Annotated in this window: 11 protein-coding genes and 1 pseudogene; 5 read left to right on the forward strand and 7 right to left on the reverse strand. The window is 54.8% G+C overall.

Features of this window, described 5'->3' with window-relative positions; genetic code table 11:
- The first annotated feature begins 21 nt into the window (after positions 1–21).
- The gene (locus A3L09_RS06835; RefSeq protein ID WP_088858244.1) at positions 22–1,191 is read left to right on the forward strand and encodes a pyridoxal phosphate-dependent aminotransferase; all 1,170 of its coding nucleotides are present in this window, start codon (positions 22–24) and stop codon (positions 1,189–1,191) included.
- 4 nt (positions 1,192–1,195) lie between these two features.
- On the opposite strand, the gene A3L09_RS06840 is transcribed toward A3L09_RS06835, so the two are convergent.
- The 6 genes and pseudogenes from A3L09_RS06840 to A3L09_RS06865 form a co-directional block, all read right to left on the reverse strand.
- Entirely contained in the window at positions 1,196–1,585 is a 390-nt protein-coding gene (locus tag A3L09_RS06840) for a PaaI family thioesterase (protein ID WP_088858245.1), read from the reverse strand.
- Between the two features lie 12 nt (positions 1,586–1,597).
- The gene (locus A3L09_RS06845) at positions 1,598–3,343 is read right to left on the reverse strand and encodes a radical SAM protein (protein ID WP_088858246.1); all 1,746 of its coding nucleotides are present in this window, start codon (positions 3,341–3,343) and stop codon (positions 1,598–1,600) included.
- An 85-nt stretch (positions 3,344–3,428) separates the two neighbouring features.
- The gene (locus A3L09_RS06850) at positions 3,429–3,971 is read right to left on the reverse strand and encodes a TIGR00288 family NYN domain-containing protein (protein WP_232473496.1); all 543 of its coding nucleotides are present in this window, start codon (positions 3,969–3,971) and stop codon (positions 3,429–3,431) included.
- Positions 3,968–4,472: pseudogene (locus tag A3L09_RS06855) on the reverse strand (TIGR00288 family NYN domain-containing protein). Before A3L09_RS06855 ends, A3L09_RS06850 begins: the two are co-directional and overlap by 4 nt.
- A 64-nt stretch (positions 4,473–4,536) precedes the next feature.
- On the reverse strand, positions 4,537–6,975 hold the full coding sequence (locus A3L09_RS06860) for a tRNA(Met) cytidine acetyltransferase TmcA (RefSeq protein ID WP_088858247.1): 2,439 nt from the start codon (positions 6,973–6,975) through the stop codon (positions 4,537–4,539).
- 47 nt (positions 6,976–7,022) lie between these two features.
- Positions 7,023–7,943, reverse strand: coding sequence for a hypothetical protein (locus A3L09_RS06865; RefSeq protein ID WP_157727211.1), 921 nt, complete (start codon positions 7,941–7,943; stop codon positions 7,023–7,025).
- A 113-nt stretch (positions 7,944–8,056) separates the two neighbouring features.
- Here A3L09_RS06865 and A3L09_RS06870 point away from each other — a divergent pair, with 113 nt between their 5' ends.
- The 4 genes from A3L09_RS06870 to A3L09_RS06885 all read left to right on the forward strand — a co-directional run bounded on the left by A3L09_RS06870 (position 8,057) and on the right by A3L09_RS06885 (position 17,011).
- The gene (locus A3L09_RS06870; RefSeq protein ID WP_088858249.1) at positions 8,057–9,955 is read left to right on the forward strand and encodes a S9 family peptidase; all 1,899 of its coding nucleotides are present in this window, start codon (positions 8,057–8,059) and stop codon (positions 9,953–9,955) included.
- A 275-nt stretch (positions 9,956–10,230) separates the two neighbouring features.
- Complete coding sequence (locus tag A3L09_RS06875; protein ID WP_088858250.1) at positions 10,231–12,144, forward strand: PEGA domain-containing protein; 1,914 nt, start codon at positions 10,231–10,233, stop codon at positions 12,142–12,144.
- Between the two features lie 68 nt (positions 12,145–12,212).
- The gene (gene glmS, locus A3L09_RS06880) at positions 12,213–14,021 is read left to right on the forward strand and encodes a glutamine--fructose-6-phosphate transaminase (isomerizing) (RefSeq protein ID WP_088858251.1); all 1,809 of its coding nucleotides are present in this window, start codon (positions 12,213–12,215) and stop codon (positions 14,019–14,021) included.
- Positions 14,022–14,035: 14 nt separating this feature from the next.
- The gene (locus A3L09_RS06885) at positions 14,036–17,011 is read left to right on the forward strand and encodes an STT3 domain-containing protein (protein ID WP_088858252.1); all 2,976 of its coding nucleotides are present in this window, start codon (positions 14,036–14,038) and stop codon (positions 17,009–17,011) included.
- On the opposite strand, the gene A3L09_RS06890 is transcribed toward A3L09_RS06885, so the two are convergent.
- Entirely contained in the window at positions 17,012–17,416 is a 405-nt protein-coding gene (locus A3L09_RS06890) for a ParB/RepB/Spo0J family partition protein (protein WP_088859015.1), read from the reverse strand.
- Positions 17,417–17,462: the final 46 nt, after the last annotated feature.

Consider the following 17,462-nt stretch of genomic DNA (forward strand, 5'->3'; position numbering starts at 1 on the left):
AAAGGATTTCCGGTGATCACAATGGCGCTGAGCGATAGGCTGGAACTCGTTAACCCTTCTGAGATCAGGAAGCTCTTTGACCTCGCCGCGGGAATGGAGGATGTCATCTCACTCGGCATCGGTGAACCGGATTTTGACACACCGGAGCATATCAAAGAGTACGCGAAGGAGGGCCTCGACAAAGGGTATACCCACTACGGCCCAAACGCTGGTTTGCCTATGCTTAGGGAGGTCGTTGCAAAGAAGCTCAGGGAACAGAACGGCATCGAGGCCGACCCCAAGACCGAGGTTATGATCCTCACCGGAGCCAATCAGGCGTTTCTCATGGGTCTCTCTACCTTCCTGAAGGACAACGAGGAAGTCCTCATCCCCTCGCCGATGTTCGTGAGCTACGCTCCCGCGGTTATCCTCGCCGGGGGAAAGCCCGTTGAAGTCCCAACCTATGAGGAGAACGAGTTCAGGCTTTCAGTTGACGACCTTGAGAAGCACGTCACCGAGAGGACGAGGGCCCTCATCATAAACACCCCAAACAACCCGACGGGCTCCGTTCTGACGAAGAAGGACATCGAGGAGATAGCGGACTTCGCCGTTGAGCACGACCTCATTCTGTTCTCCGACGAGGTCTACGAGCACTTCGTCTACGACGGCGTTAAGAACCACAGCATAGCTTCACTCGACGGCATGTTCGAGAGAACCATCACCGTAAACGGCTTCTCCAAGACCTTCGCAATGACCGGCTGGAGACTCGGCTTCGTCGCAGCTCCAGCCTGGATAATCGAGAAGATGACGCGCTTCCAGATGTACAACTCCACCTGTCCAGTTACCTTCGTTCAGTACGCCGCCGCTAAGGCCCTTGAGGATGAGCGGAGCTGGAAGGCAGTTGAGGAGATGAGGAAAGAGTACGACAGGAGGAGGAACCTCGTCTGGGAGCGCTTAAATGAAATGGGCCTCCCAACGGTAAAGCCAAAGGGCGCCTTCTACATCTTCCCGAGGATAAGGGACACTGGCTTGACCGACCACCAGTTCAGCGAGCTCATGCTCAAGGAGGCAAAGGTTGCCGTGGTTCCGGGTTCTGCCTTCGGAAAAGCTGGGGAGGGCTACATCAGGATAAGCTACGCCACAGCATACGAGAAGCTTGAAGAGGCAATGGACAGGATGGAAAAAGTCCTAAAGGGGGAGAAGCTCGTCTGACTTTTCATTTTTCAAGGACGTGCTTTTCGAGGACGTAGCAGTGGAAGGTCCCCTCAAACACTTTCTCCCCCCTTTCGTTGAAGACCTCGGCTTTAACTACCTTTTTCCTCCCGAGGTCGTCCACAACATTTGCCTCGGCCCTCAGCTTCTCCCCGACTTTGACAGGTTTCAGAAAGCGCACCTCGGCCTTTCCAAGGACCACAGTGGGCTCGTTCACGGCCAGCATGGCAGCGTAGTCAGCTAGCCCAAAGGTGAAGCCGCCGTGAACGAGGCCGTATTCGTCAACCTTCATCTCATCGATCGTTTCAAGCTCCACAACAGCCCGTCCTTCCCCTATCAGCACCGGCCTTCCCACAAGCCTCTCGGAGGTGAGCGTGTGAGTCCTCTGCTCCATAGGGGTCACCGATCAGACTTTGATGAGATCCTTTAAAGCCTCTTGGAAGGAAGGATCAACAAGCTCAAGGAACTCCTCCTTCCGGGAGAACGGCCTTTTAGCCAGTATCCTGATGGATCTCTTCTTCCCTATTCCAGGGAGATACTGGAGAACCTTTGGACTCTCCCTGTTCACGTTGATCGGCACCGGAATCCCTGTTATGCTCCTGAAGCCGTGATCGACGATAAGAACGTCGTAGAACCTATTGAGAGGAACCTCCTTCGGCATGCCCACTATCAGCGGATAGCTCCCGATCTGCCTGCCGTAGGTGAGGCCGTCCTCAAAAACTTCGGCCCTAACATCGCGGAGGATCGTTCCAACGGGAACCACCCGCTTCAGCATCGGCAGGTCTATCTCGTGCCTTATCTTGTACTTGTAGTGCTGGATGAGCTTCTTGTGCTTTTCCGTCTTCACCTTATCCCTCATGTGCCAGAGCGGCGTCCCCGGGAATACAACCACCTGGCGGATGTTTATCCTCCTCACCATCAGCCCGTCGTCGAGGAGCCTTTTGAGGAACTGAAAGGTTATTTCGTAGCTCTTCTTAGTCTCTCCTGGAAGGCCGAAGATTATGTTTATTCCTGGTAGGAGCCAGGGCATCCCGTTGTAACCTCTCTCCCCACCGATCTCATTGAGGATCTTAACGGCCTCATAGGTCTCCTCCGCGGTAGCGTTCAGGTTGTTGAGCTTTGCCACCTTAGGGTCTGCACTCTCAAGGCCAAATGCCACTACGTTCCCGGGGGTGCCGTACTCTATGAGCGCCTTCGCTATCCTCCTGCTCTCCTCGGGATAGTTCGCTATAACGGCTGGATTGGCGTTGTCCACGTGGAGGGTTTTAACATCTGGAGCAACTGAGCGGATTCCACGGAAAAGCCGTTCTATAGCTTCTGGATTCGGAATTGGAACCCTTCCGTTGGGCTTCGCCATGTAGGAGAAGATGCAGCTCTGCCTTCCAACCCTGAAGTGTCTGACGCCGAGATTGTAGAGGGCCTCAACTTCAGCAACGACGTCCTCAACCGGCCTGTCTTCAACTTTCCTATAGCGAACCGGCTCCGTGCAAAAGGAACAGCCGCCTATTCCCATCGCCTTCGGACAGCCGCGCTGGGTTTCTATCTCAACAATAACAAAGTCAGGGTAATCCGGAAACTGTCTAACTACTTCTGCCCCGATAATTGCATAATCCCTTAGTTCAGCATAAGTCCTGAAGCGGAAGGGGTCGGCATCCTTCGGGTTGCTCAGATAATCGAAGAGAAAAGCCTCCAGATCACCGTAAACTATGTGGTCGAAAACGCTCTGGGCCAGCAGAAGCTCGCGGGAGGTAATCTTTGTCCCCCCGGCGTGGGCTGAACCCATAAAAGCAGGCCCGCCGAGGATTTTTACACCCTTGAACGGCCGTATAAACTCGGCTATCTCCTCCACCTGAGACGGAACCGCGGAGAGGTATTTGCCGGGGGTGTGGAGGCCGCCTATGTAGACAATGACGTCGGCTTTTTCCAGTATCTTCTTCGTGTTGGGGAAGTTTGGGGTCTTGTTTTTTGTTCTTATCCCATCTTCGCCCTTGAAGGCTGCCCGGAGGTCGTCTATGGTGAGGTAAAAGACCGAGGCGTCTTTTCTGGCCTTCTTTACCGCACCGTAGGCGTAGCGCGGGTAGATGCCGAGGTAAGGCGGCACGCCCAAGCCGGCCGGCTCATCCGTGTAGCCGTCGATGATAGCGACTATCATACCTTGAGCTTTGGGAAGGGATTTAAAAGAATAGCGGGCTCAGTAGAGATGTAAAGGCATCGGGGATCAAGAAACCCGCTACGGATCACGCCCCCGGGCGATTACCGCGCTCAGGGCCGCCAAGGGAACGCTCCCCGTTTCGATCAACAGCCCTTGACGACTCCATTTTTATAACGTAGTCGGCCGCGTTCTGGAGTGCAACTGAGAAGCCCGGATCAACGCCTATCACGACGGTCTCCTTCCCCCGTCTTTTGGCCTCGATGATGATCGGAAGGAAGTCGGCATCCCTCGAAGCTAGGGCTATAACGTCAACGTCCGCGTTGTAGATCATCTCCATGGCCTCTATGGCAACGCGAACGTCCGTGTCGCCGGCAACGATGACCGGTTCGAGGCCCTGGTTGACAACCGCCTCTATTAGCCCCTGGGGCGCGTACTGGTTGAGGATGACCTTGGCTATCCTAACGCTTCCGATCCTGGTTAGGGCCTCCATGATATCCTCGAGCTTGATCCCGAACTCCTTCCTCAGAATGTTGGGCCCGTCGATTATCAGGCCTATGGTTTTCTTTGGTACCTCCTGTCTCTCCTCCTTCTCGCCCCGTTTGAGTATCCGGAAGAGGGTCTCCTTCATTCCTCTTCACCGCCGAGGAGTATTGCGTAATCTGCCGCGTGCTTCAGTGCGGCTGAGAACCCGGGTTCAACGCCGATCACGACGGTCTCTTTTCCCTTCTCCTTGGCCTTGAGTATAACCGGCAGAAACTCCGCGTTCCTCGTTGCCAGTGCTATGACGTCGATGTGGGGGTTGTAGATCTCTTTCATGGCCTCAACGGCCAGCTTTACCCCGGTTTCACCCGAGACTATCAGGGGCTCAAAGCCCTGGTTGGAAACGGCCTCTATGAGGCCCTGGGGCGCGTACTGGTTGAGAACGACCTTGGCCACTCTTATATCCCCTATCTCCGAGAGAACCTCAACGAGATCCTCGAGCTTGATCCCGAACTCCTTCCTCAAGAATATTGGGTCCGTCTATGAGAAGGGCTATCTTCTTACCCCGTGAGACCTTCCGTTTCATCTGACCGATGATCCTGATCCCGCTCTTCGTCATCGAGACTATCTTTTCCCACTTGCCGGCCATGGGGAACACCGCTGATTATCGATGCCATTACAGGGGCAGTTAGAGAAGGAAGTTAAAAAATTATTCATCCCCTAAGCAGCCTCTTGTAGTAGTACCAAAGCCCCCGGATTATGTCGCGCACCTCTATCATGGTAAATGTCTCGGTCCTGTCTATGAGCTTCGCCGTTTCTTCCCAGCTGTGCGCCTGGAGAACGCGGTATATGAGGAGCTTTATCTGCCTCTCGTCGAGGTAGGGCTTCATCCAGCCGTCTAGGAAGTAGAGCTTCACTATCGGCTTGACCGCGTCTACAACGGTGTCGTAGGTGAGAACCTTGCCGGTGAAGGCGTCTAAGCGCTTCTTCTGTATCTCCGTCAGGTGAATCGGGTAATCCACCGCCTCACCGAAGGGCGTCTCGAAGAGCCAGCGCGCTATCTCGGGCTCAAGCTCCCTATGGGTGTCACTTAGCCACTCCGTCAACCTAACGCGGAACTCGTCGCTGGCCTTCTTAATCAGCTCCTTCGCTCTCTCGCTTATCGGCTTGAGGACTATCGCAGTGAACTCGCCGCTGACCGGGTTTCTTGCCGGGCTGAGGTGGACAACAGCGAAGCCGTTCTTCACCCAGAAGCGGGCCAGCTCTTCGCTCGCCCCGAACCCGGAACCTATCCAGTCGAGGCCCTTTTCGCGGGCTTCCTTCTCCAGCAATTCGAGCGCCTTGCTCCCCAGCCCCATGTCCATCGCGTCCGGGTGGGTGGCTATCCTGACTATGCGGTATCCCTTCAGCTTGGCGAACTCCTTGAGAATGTGGTGCTTGACCATCATGTCAGGGATTATGTTTCCGCGCGGCTTGTAGCCCTTGGCCATCTTCTCTATGACCTTCTTTGGAATGTTGCCCTCCTTCGCTATCTGCACCGCCGTCACTATCTTGCCGTTCTTGAGGCGGAGAACTCTCGCCTCGTGGTGGGGGGCATCGGCTAAAAGAGCCACGTCGCTCGGCCTGTTGCGGTAGTGAGCTAAAATATAGATGCCCACGAAATTTCTAAGATCTTCCCTGTCGTGCTCGAACCAGTCGTCGAGGTTGGGCTCCTCGAAGTAGACCTCCTTCTTCTTGATGAGCTCGTAGTCCTCCTCCGTCAGCTCAACAGGTTCAGCATCGAGGAGGAGAACGTCGAAGAGCCACTTCTCAATCGGATCGTGGTCGGCATAGCGAATCGGCTCGTCCATGTGGAGCTCCTTGAACTCCCTCTTTTCCCTCGCCTTCTTGAGGAACTTGACCGAGAATCCCCTTCCAGCCCCTTCGTAGCCATGGATCGTCGAGGAGTAGACGACGCGCGGCTTGTTCAGGTACTTGTGGAGTATCGGCACGTGGATTCCAGCCGCTTCATCGAGGATGTAGAGGTCGGCGCTCTTGCGGTAGCCCTCGGTGGGCGGGTAGTAGCGCAGCCCTATCTTCCTCGCGTAGAGCTCCTTTATGAGGCCCTTCTCCTCGACGACGTGCGGCTTGAAGCCGAGCCTTTCGAGGGCGCGCTTGGCGAAGCGGAATAAGGATTGAACGTTCTCGGGTTCAGGGGCAGTAACCACGATGCGCGTCCTCTTTCCGAGCGCGAGGGCAAGGCCGATGGATGCAATTCCAACGGAGACGCTCTTTCCGCGTCCCCTGTCCGCGGTGAGGACGAGCATGCCCTCTTTCTCCACCAGCCCCTCGAAGGCCTTTAGAACCTCAACCTGCCCCTCGGTGAGGGCCATCTCGTAGAGCTCGCGCGAGAAGGTGGTTTCCTCCGGAATCTCGACGCCCTTCCTTCCCTTTATCTTCGCCTGGGTCTTGTTCCTCTTCGGCTTCTTCCTAAGCTTCCCGTTCTCGGTGACGATGTATATCTCGCCGTATTCGGTGAGCTTTCTGATGAGCCTCCTGTTGAAGCGCTTCTTAACGTCGTCAATCGTGTAAGGAGGAGTAACGAGGCTCTTGTGGAAGCCCGTCCACATGTCCTTCCACTTGTTGAAGGGATGAGCCAGGATGAATATCAGCCCGCCGCCGCGGACGGTCTCTATGATCCTGCCGAGGTCGTTTGGCGAATAATCGTAGCTCATGTCCAGAACGAGCAAATCGTAAGTTCTTCCAAGGATGTCGCGGGTGTGCTTGAACGTAACCGCCTTGACCTCGGCGTTCCCTCCGGCCAAAACGTCGAAGTGCTTTCTAAAGGCCTCGTAGCGCTTTCTCCCAAAGGTGTCCTCTCCTAGGGCATCCGTGGCGTAGAGAACCTCTATGGTGTTCTCACTCTCATCGCGGAGGCGCTTCTTCATGAGCTCCTCAAGGACCGAATCCAAGACTCTCGCCGAAGCTCCGGCCAGAATTCCCGCAAGTTCGGCCTTCTTTACGGTATCTCCCTCGATTACTATCATTCTCCGGTGGAACTTCTCCAAAGCCTGAGCTAAAGCCGTCTCGGTGAGCCTGAGAACATCGTCCTTAACCTTCTCGCCTTTAGCGTAGTCTCTCACTTCCTTATCAAAGCGGACCTTGACGGTCATAGCGACCCCTCCCGGATAGAAGGGGGAAGGGGGATTTAAAAAGGTAGCTAAGAACACGAAACGTTGAGGGTTTTCTGGAGGGTGCTGAACTCTCCGCTGGTTAAGGCAGAGTGAAGGTAGTGAAGCACCTCGCAGGAAGCAGAGGTTTCGTTCTCCCAGACATAATCATCGGCCATGTTATAGAAGTCCGAATAGTGAGGATGAAGGGTGTCGGGGAATTTACTGCAGGACGGGGAGGAACCGGCGCCGTTATCCTCATCTGGCATAAGATAACCCAAAACGTAAACTAGGCCCTCCACTGCCGCGGACAGAATGAGGATGGCCAGGATCGATGCCAATAGGAACCTCAGCAGGCGGTTAGTCCTCTGGAGCTTCGCCAGGAGGACAAGCCAAAGGAAAATCGCTCCCACAAGGACGAGGCCAATGAAGGGTCCGAAAATCACGCCTTGGATGTAAGGGTCGGTTTTATCGCTGAAGGCAAAATCTCTTATGGCAAGCATCCAGGCCAAGGGGGGAGAAGGCCTGAAAACGACCTCTGTGATGTTCCTCTCGCCGTACTCCCGCGCAAACTTTAAAGCAGAGTAGCTCTTCTCTACCATCCTAAAGTCCACCAACACGTAGTCAGGGTTTTCCTCTTTGATGCCCTCTTCAAGCCATTCAACACTTTGATTCAAATCGGAGGAGATCATCCAAGTCAAGATCTCATAATCGCCTGAGTACCCTCCGAGTTTTCCTGAGACTACCGCCTCCACTTCTCCACGATATCCTATCCTGTGTCCGACGGCATTTCTAAGGATTCCAGATGGCGGCAGAAAAGACGTAACCTCCAGCCTGTAAGGAGCAAGCCGGGTGTCGCAGGGTAGGGATTCTACCCTCTCCTCAGCCCGATGGAACGCCAGCCACTGCACTGCCGAAAGTATGAGCATTCCCACAACCAGGACAAGGACAACTTTCAGTATGCGACGCATGAACTAAACTAGAGAATTGCCCTTATTACTTTTTCGCATTGTCATCTATTAAAACCGGTATCGAAACGCTAAGCTTTTATACGAAAAAGACTCAATAGTTTTGGTGATTCTAAATGGCGAAAGGTCTGACCGAGAAAGACCTCGGAAAGTTCAAGCTTGTGGGGAACATAGACGCCTTCAGGCGAAAGCTCGTTTTCCAGGTTACGGAGATAAGCGTCGAGAAGGACGACTACTTCTCCAGGCTGTACTTCTACGACGGGAGAAGGGTTAAGCCCTTCACCTCGGGGAAGAAGGACACCAACCCGCGCTTTTCTCCAGATGGAAAGCTGGTTGCTTTCACATCCAAGCGCGACAAAGAAAGCAAGGAGGCCGAGCTTTACGTCATTCCCACCGACGGGGGCGAGGCAAGGCTTTTAGCGAAGTTCAAGTACGGAATTAAAAACCTCCGCTTTACAGAGGACGGGAAGGGCATAGTGGTCGTTACTCCGATAGACGTCGAGAAGAAGCCTAAGGACGACGTCCACATCATCAAGGAACTCCCCTTCTGGTTCAACGGTGTCGGCTGGGTCTATGGGAAGAGGAGTGTCGTTTATCTTGTTGACATTGAAACCGGCAAAAAGAAGCGCCTCACCCCGAAGAACCTCGACACTGGCCAGATCCGCTTCCATGGGGGTAAGTTATACTTCATCGCCCAAGAAGACCGCGAAAGGAAGCCGATGATCAGCGACCTTTACGTCCTTGAGGGCAGGAAAGCCAAGAGGCTGACGCCGGGCAAGTGGGACATCTCGGACTTCATACCGCTGGATAACGGAACGTTCATCCTCAAAGCCAGCACACTCGAGCGCGGTATTCCAACGAACACACACATCTACCACTATAACCCTGAAACCGGTGAGATGAGGAAGCTGACGAGGGATCTTGACAGGGCAGCCTACAACTCCCTCAACAGCGACGTTCGCGGTGCTCAGAGGGCTGAGCTCGTCTTTAAAGATGGATGGGTTTACTACGTAGCCACCGACGGCCCGAGGGTGAACCTTTTTAGGGTAAACCTCAACGGAAATGTAGAGCGCATTATCGGTGGGGACAGGAGCGTCGAGAGCTTTGCTATTGGTGACTACATAGCATTCACCGCCCAGGACGCGGTTACACCGCTTGAACTCTACGTTCTCCGCGACGGGAAGGAGAGGAAAGTTACCGACTTCAACGGCTGGATTAATGAGTACAGCCTCTCAAAGCCGGAGCACTTTAAGGTAAAAGCCAGTGACGGCGTTGAGATTGACGCCTGGGTAATGAAGCCAGTCAACTTCGAACCGGGCAGGAAGTACCCAGCTGTCCTTGAAATCCACGGCGGGCCGAAGACAGCCTACGGCTACGCGTTCATGCACGAGTTCCACGTTTTGACTGCCAAGGGCTTCGCGGTGATATTCTCCAACCCGAGGGGAAGCGACGGCTACGGGGAGGAGTTCGCCGACATAAGGGAGCACTACGGCAAGCGTGATTATCAGGACATAATGGAGGTCGTGGACGAGGCAGTAAAGAGGTTCGACTTCATAGACCCTGAGAGAATAGGAGTAACCGGCGGCTCCTATGGCGGCTTCATGACGAACTGGATAGTCGGCCACACCAACCGCTTCAAGGCCGCGGTGACCCAGCGTTCAATCTCGAACTGGACGAGCTTCTTCGGAACGACTGACATAGGCTACTTCTTCGCCCCTGATCAGGTTGGCGGCGACCCGTGGAGCAACACCGAGGGTTACTGGGAGAAGAGTCCATTGAAGTACGCTCCCAACGTCGAGACGCCGCTCCTCATAATCCACAGCATGGAGGACTACCGCTGCTGGTTAGCTGAGGGACTGCAGTTTTTCACGGCACTCAAATACCTCGGCAAAACCGTTGAGCTGGCCCTCTTCCCCGGCGAGAACCACGACCTCAGCAGGGGCGGAAAGCCGAAGCACAGGGTTAAGAGGCTTGAGCTTATCGCTGGGTGGATGGAGAGGTGGTTGAAGGAGTGAACCCCTTAATTTTTTGAACTCCTAATCTCTCTTTTCTCCCTTCCATGCTGCATATCTACCACCCATTTCCTCGATGTGCCCGGGATAGACGTTCCTCATTCCCGGATGAAGGCCTTGATACCCCTTTCAACGAGCACGAAGAGTGTTCCGGTCATAATAGGAAGCCCTTTCACGACGTCCCCCGTGAGTGATATGCGCGCGAGCACAAATTTCTCCCAAAGGTTCTCAGGAGAAAAAACTTAAGTGGCCAGGGCCTATAAAAGGCGGTGGTTGGGATGAAAAGGAGATCCCTCACTCGGCTTATCACGCTCCTGATCATATGGAGCATCCTACCTTATTCCATAGCGGTTGCGTCCCAGAGCTATTGGGTCAGGTTCTACGGAGGGGATGGGGCGGACAGTATAAGCGGCGCCTCCCCCATGCCGAACGGCGACCTTGTTGCAGTCGGCAGCACGGGGATAAACGGAAAACCCCAGCCGTGGGTTCTGCGCGTTGACCGGTATGGGAGCGTCCTGTGGTCAAAGTACTACACCCTGGAGGTGGACGCGGAAATTCGCCTCAACGAAGCGGCCATCGACGAGGATGGGAACGTAGTCGTGGTTGGAACGTTGAAAAAGGAGATCCAGGGCATATCTGATTCCGACCTCTTTGTTATGAAGATAGATGAAAAAGGTAATTCCGTGTGGGCAAAGACCTATGGCCTGAGCGGACTGGATGGCGGAACCTCGATCGCCATAGAAGGCAACGCTATCTTCGTTGGGGGCTACACTGACGTCGACGGAACACCGGGCCTCTGGATACTCCGCCTCAACCCCTACGGCAACGTGGTCTGGCAGAGGGAATACTCGAGTGTTTACCCCTCGTTCAAATATTCTATGGCCACTGGAAAAGGCGAGCTGATAGCCGCGGGCTCCTCCGAGAGCGGCAACCTAATAATACTGCGCGTTAACCCGATAAGCGGCACGGTTGATGATGCCCTGGAGTACGTGAACTTTTCAGTCAGCGATCCCCTGCTCGAATCCTCCGGTGGAGGGATCACCGTTGCCGCGGGAAGCAACGGCTGTCTGGCACTGCTGAACCTGAACGAAGGCGGGGAGTGCTACAAAGTCGGCTCCGCAGGCCCAGTCCCGGGCGGTATCTTCAGTGCCGAAAACGGGGAACTCTTTGTGGCCGCCTCTGTATCCAAAAAAATATGGCTCCTTGGCCTTAAAGATGACGGCTCCGTTGCATTCAGCAAGATCTACAATCTGAGTGCCTCTGACGTCTTAAACGGACTTACTGGAGGGGACGGCTCACTGATACTCTCTGGGGATACCGACCGCTTTTCATCGATAAGAAACACCGACGGCTTCATAGTCAGATTGCCGTACAACGGAGCGCTTCCTGGATATGAATCAGAGGACGTGGAGCCGGAAGTCTTTGGAGTTGGAGGATACGAACCGACAAAAGTGAGCGTGAGGACGACGGTCACCAACGCAGTGGTCGAGAACCTCAACGTCCACCCCAAAGACTTCCCCCAGAGCGGGATCCTGGGGGTCACGATAAGCCCGAATCCGGAATCCCTGGGGAAGAAGGTGGAGATCTACCTGGACGGCAACCTCACGTCAGTGAAAGGAGGAGAGATCCTCCTGCCGCTGACCCCTGGTTCTCACAGCGTTAAAGTGGCTATGAACGGCTACCATCTCTACGAAACATCCGTGAGCATAAAGGCGGGCGAAGAAATTGACATTAAAGCCACCCTCATCCCCATGACGCCGACGGGAACCCTGAGGATAACTTCAACACCCTCAGGTGCGGCCGTGTTCCTGAACGGAACGTTCATAGGGCTCACCCCACTCAGCCTGAATCTGAGCGCCGGCCTCTACACTATCAGAGTTTCCAAGGACGGCTACGAAGACTACTCGAAGAGCGTCGAGATCAAGGGCGGGGAGGAGGTAGCCATCACCGCGGGACTTAACCCCATAACCCGGACCACTGCAACAACTACACCGTCCATCACGACCACAACCACCCCCGTCGGGACAACGACTACAACAACCACTGTGAGGACGACCACGACGACTCAGGAAACTACCTCGAGCACGGCCGCAACAACCACGACTACGTCAAAAAAAGGCGGGGGAATCTGCGGACCGGGGGTCATTCTCCTACTGGTTCCACTTTCAAGGCTCATGAGGAGGGGCCGCTAGGTCCCTTCAGAAACTCTTTTAACGAGGGGCCGTTATGTACTTCAGGCGTAAGAGTGCAAGGTGGTAGCATGTGCGGAATAATTGGATACATCGGGGATAGAAAAGCCTGCGATGTGATTGTCAAGGGCCTTAAAAGGCTCGAATACCGGGGTTACGACTCCGTGGGTATCGTCACGGCCGACGGAGACAAGATAGAAATCAGAAAGGGGGCCGGAAGGATAGACGAGCTCACTGAGAAACTCAACTTTCAAGAGATGAGGGGGAACAGGGGAATCGGCCATACCCGGTGGGCAACCCACGGCGTTCCAAACGACACCAACGCCCACCCTCATACGGACTGCACGGGCAGAATCGCGGTCGTTCACAACGGCATAATAGAGAACTTCGCTGAGCTGAGGGAGGAGCTCCTCAGAAAGGGACACACCCTCAGGAGCGACACTGACACCGAGGTCATAGCTCATCTCATAGAGGAGGAGCTCAAGAACGCCAAAAACTTTGAGGAGGCCGTTAGGAAGGCCTTACTCCGCCTGAAGGGTTCCTTTGCCCTCGGGATAGTCTATGCGGACGAACCAGATAAGATATACGTCGTCAGGAACGAGAGTCCACTGGTTCTTGGAATTGGGAAGGGAGAGACCTTCGCGGCGAGTGACGTTCCAGCTTTCCTTGAGTACACCAACAAGGTGGTCTTCTTAGACGACAGGGAATACGCGGTTTTAACCAAGGACTCGTGGATCGTTAAAAACCTTGATACAGGCGAAGTAGTTGAAAAACAGGTTCAGGAAATAGAGTGGACCCTTGAGATGGCCGAGAAGGCAGGTTATCCCCATTTCATGCTCAAGGAGATCCACGAGCAGCCGAAAGCCATCAGGGACGCGATACACGGCAACAGAGGCATCATAAGCAAGGTGGCTGAGGAAATAGCCGGCTACGACAGAGTCATCTTCGTCGCCATGGGCACCTCGTACCACGCCGCCCTCGTCGGCAAGTACCTCTTCCAGAGGCTCGCGAAGAGAATCCCAATAGTCGAGGAGGCCAGCGAGTTCCGCTACGAGTTCGAGGACCTTGTTGATGACGGAACTCTAGTGATAGCCATAACCCAGAGCGGCGAGACAGCAGACACTCTCGCGGCTATGAAGCTCGCCAAGAGGAAGGGCGCAAAGGTTCTCGCCATAGTCAACGTCGTCGGGAGTATGGCGACGAGGATCGCGGATTTAACCCTCTACACTCACGCGGGGCCGGAGATAGGGGTCGCCGCTACCAAGACCTACACCACCCAGCTTACCGTTCTCACGATGCTCGCAATAGAGCTCGCCAGAAAACTCGGCACGGTGGATCCGGAATACCTGGGGGAGCTTGAAAGGGGCCTTGAACTCGTCCCCGACCTGGTGGAGGATGTTTTGACTCACGAAGAAAGCCTCAGAGAGCTGGCAGAGGAGCTCAAGGACAAGAGGGATTTCTTCTACATCGGCAGGGGCGCGGGCTTCCCAACGGCCCTTGAGGGCGCCCTAAAGCTCAAGGAGATAAGCTACATTCACGCCGAAGGGCTCTCCGCGGGGGAGCTGAAGCACGGGCCGCTCGCACTGCTTGAGGATGGCGTCCCGGTTGTCGCGATAAACCCGAGCGGGAAGGTCTTCGACAAGATGGTGAGCAACATCGAAGAGGCCAGGGCGAGGGGGGCAATGATAATCTCACTCTCGGACAGGGAAGAGCTCAGCAGGGTTTCGGATGTGCTCATAAAGATGCCCGAGGTCGATGAGCTGTTGAGTTCGATAGTTTATGTAGTTCCCCTCCAGATTCTCGCATATCATCTTGCAGTGTTGAGGGGCAACGACCCCGACAAGCCGAGGAATTTGGCCAAATCGGTCACAGTTGAATGAAGGGGGTATCTAAAATGGTTAAAACGGACGTTAAAAAGAAGAGGAAAAAGGAGAAAGAAAAAACTAAACACCCCAAACAAACCAAAAAGGAATCAGAAGAGCTCAAAAAACTCGCCGGAATGTATCCTAGGCTGAAAACCTACGGACTGGCCCTGATCGTCCTCCTCGTTGCATACTACGGGTACTTGATAAGGATGAAAACGGCAAAGCTCAAGTATCTCGTTGATCCGGATACGTTCTACCACTTCGAGATGTTCAGGCAGGCCGTAAAGCACGGCATCCCGAGCTACTTCCCGATGGCGGAGCCCCCGACGGGAATAAAAGTCAGCGGCTCCCTCGGTCTCTACGTTATCCCCGCGAAGGCCTACAGCCTGATCTTCAGTCACCTTGGATACTCAGAGCTGGAGTTCTTCAAGATGTGGACACCCCTAATGGGTGCACTGACGATCATAGGGATCTACCTCCTAGGGAAGAAGCTTCACTCAGACTGGACTGGCTTCTGGGCGGCGGTGTTCCTGGCGTTCTCCTACGCCAACTACACCAAGACCTACGCGGGAAACGCGAGGGGTGAGGCACCCTTCCTGATGTTCTTCGTCTTCGCCCTGCTCGCGATGACCTACTACCTCGACGACGATGCCAACCTCCTCGACTTCAAGAGGTCTTGGAAGAAGCTCACCTGGGGTGCGCTGTTCGTCCTCCTCAGCTGGCTCTTCATGATGAGCTGGCAGGGAAGCGAGTTCGGTCTCGGCGTACTGCTGGCATTCATGGCAGTTCACCCGATAGTCCTCTTTACGTTCGGAAGGATAAGGGAGCTCAAGAAGTTCACGTACGAGTTCTATCCACTGATGCTTGTCATCCTCCTGGGAGCCCTTCCGCTGACCGGCATCTCGCTCATCGGCTACAAACCGTTCCTAATATTCTCCATTGAAGTTTACTTTGCAGTGGTTGCACTCACCGCAGTAATGCTCTTCGGTGAAAATGTCGGCCTCAACTACTCGGACAAGAAGCACAGGTTCGGAACGGTTCTCGGCGTCGGCCTTCTCGGCTTCATAGGGGCTTACGCTTACTTCGGAAGGAGTCTCTGGAAGTTCTTCGGAAGCGCGTACCAGTCCAACCCGCTTTACCAGACGGTTGCAGAGCTCGCCAGGCCCAACTGGGGCTATGTAAAGAACGTCTTCAGCATTCACTACAGCGGAGGCGCCGGTCAGGACGGTATGCTCTACATATTCTCCCTGCTGGGCTTCCTCGTGCTCATAATCAGGATGGGCTGGAAGCTCCGCAAAGGGGACATCACTAGCTACAAGGAGATATTCCTCGCCACGTACTACACCGCGGCAACTTACCTCCTCTGGACGGCGGTTAGATTCAGCTTCCAGGCCTCTGGAGCAGTCATACTTCTAGCCGGCCTTCTCTTCGGTGAGATGATAGTGGCAGTTGAAACCATGAAAGACACCCTAGGTACGAAGGCGATGTACGCCATCGTCCTCATCCTGCTTCTCCTGCCGCTCCCGGTGATCGGTGCGAGGGACATGGGCAAGATGGCAGATGCACAGGCTTCGAGTGAGGCAGTCCCGAAGAGCTGGCAGGACACCCTCCTCTGGCTCAGGAACAACAGCAACCCGCTCGACAGCGCTACGAGCTGGTGGGACTACGGCTACTGGATAGAGTCCAGCCTGCTGAGCGACAGGAGGGCCTCAACGGACGGTGGCCATGCCTACGACAGGAGGTACATCCTGGCGGACTTCTTCTCCCACAGCGGAAACGAGGCGGAGCAGGACTTTGAGGCATGGGGACTCAACTACCTGATAGCCTGGCAGAGCGATATCTACAAGTTCAACGCCATAAGCTACCTGGGTGGTGCGATAACCTACGGCGAGTACAAGCACAACCCGATGTTCATGCCGGTCGGACCCCAGTACGGCTCCTCGATAGTGTTCGACAACCAGAGCAAGACCTACTACGTCAGGGTCGCCTACAGGAACGGTCAGGTTCTGCAGTACGTACCGGACACGATCATAGACATGAGCACGGGCTCGGTGTACCAGAACAAACAGTCCAACGTGCCCTACGTCCTCTACAAGTTCTCGCCGGGTTTTGGAGTGCTAGCCTACGATAAGATCGCCTACAGCAACTTCGTTCAGCTGGCCTTCATCTACCTGAACCCGAGGAACATCACCGAGTCCATGAAGCTCAGGGCCAACTTCAAGCTCGTGAAGGCCGAAGGAGGCGTCAACACCTACAAGTTCCAGCCCTTTGCCGTTTACAGGATAGACATGCTCACCAACGGGACGATCGAGAACGGAACTTGGCAGCAGGTTTACTCCACGTTCATGCCCACAAAGCTTCCGATAGGCGACCACACCTTCAGGATTTACATATCGGCCTTTGGAAGGGACGTCAAGGACGGAACCCTGATATTCGAGGCCTACAAGAACGGAACCCTGATACAGAAAGAGGTGCTCGCCCGGAACCTCCACATCGACCACCTAAACGAGACCCCCATAACCGTGACCCTCAGCGTTCCCAACGCCACCAGCTACCGCATGGTTCTCCTCCAGGACGGTCCTATTGGAGTCCTCGATGGACCAGTCAAGGTTAACGGGAAGGAGGTCAACCCGAGCTTCCCGATAGCTCCGGGGCAGAGCGGCGATATGAGCCTCACCGCAGCCTTCAGGAAAGACTACGAGAACGTCAACCTAACCCTGAGGGCGAGCGTGGTCTACTACGTCACACCTAACGGAGGGGACATCTACAGCGACAAATTCTACCTCGAACCCCACCAGGACATTATAGCGTACGTCCCAGTGAAGAGCCTGAGCGTCAAGGCGGGGGACAACGAAGTAACCGCCCACGTCAGCGTTCCGAAAGATGTGTTCGATGCGTACATCGAAAAGCTCAAAGAGAAGTACGGGGACAACGTTGTCATCTACAAGAAGAGACTAGAGACCGTATTCATAACCCAGAAGGAGTACGTTGTGTGGGAGGGGTGATCATCCCCTCCGGATTTTCATATCTTCGAGCCTTCTAAGTCCGCTCTTCTCGGCGGTCTTCACAATTCCTGGGATGAACTTCCCCCTTGGGACGAGCACCAGGGCCTCTACTTCCATAACGCCGAGCTTCTTGAGGGCAAAGGCCCTGTGATGGCCGTCAAGAATGTAGTACCTCCCTGCGTGGGGGAGAACGATGATGGGGGCATCGTAGCCGTGTTTTATCTCCTGAAGAACCACTAGAAGCTTTTTCTCGCTCAGCTCGGACTGAGTCGGCACCACTTCTTCCAGGGAGATGAACTTCCGCTCCACTTCGAACTCAATCCCCGAGATAGTCCTATACTCGTCCCTTATGCGCTCGGCCCGCTTTACGGCTTCTTCCCGTGTTATGAGTCGTATTCCGCTCACTTCTTCACTCCCCCACACCTATGATTTCCCGCACCACCTCCCGTCC

Source organism: Thermococcus profundus (genome assembly GCF_002214585.1).
GTDB classification, from domain to species: Archaea; Methanobacteriota_B; Thermococci; order Thermococcales; family Thermococcaceae; genus Thermococcus; species Thermococcus profundus.